At 63.0% G+C, this 265-nt stretch carries 1 pseudogene; it reads left to right on the plus strand.

Annotated elements, in window-relative coordinates:
* Nucleotides 1–265, plus strand: a pseudogene (locus tag AC0IW9_RS31010) (malate dehydrogenase); the annotation flags it as partial.

A 265-nucleotide genomic window follows, 5' to 3' on the forward strand; every position in this document is an offset into this window, starting at 1 on the left:
TTACAAAGCTCGTCGTCTGGGGAAACCATTCGCCGACGATGTTTGCCGACTGGGGGAATGCCGAACTCGATGGCCAAAAGCTTGCCGACCGTATCGGAAACGAGGCCTGGTACCGCGAGACCCTGATCCCCACCGTTGCGCAGCGCGGAACCGCGATCATCGAAGCACGGGGTGCGTCCTCGGCCGCGTCGGCAGCAAATGCGGCGATCGACCATCTGCGCGATTGGGTGCACGGCGCAGGCGACAATTGGGTGTCGATGGGCGT

This window comes from Belnapia sp. AC561 (assembly GCF_979252845.1).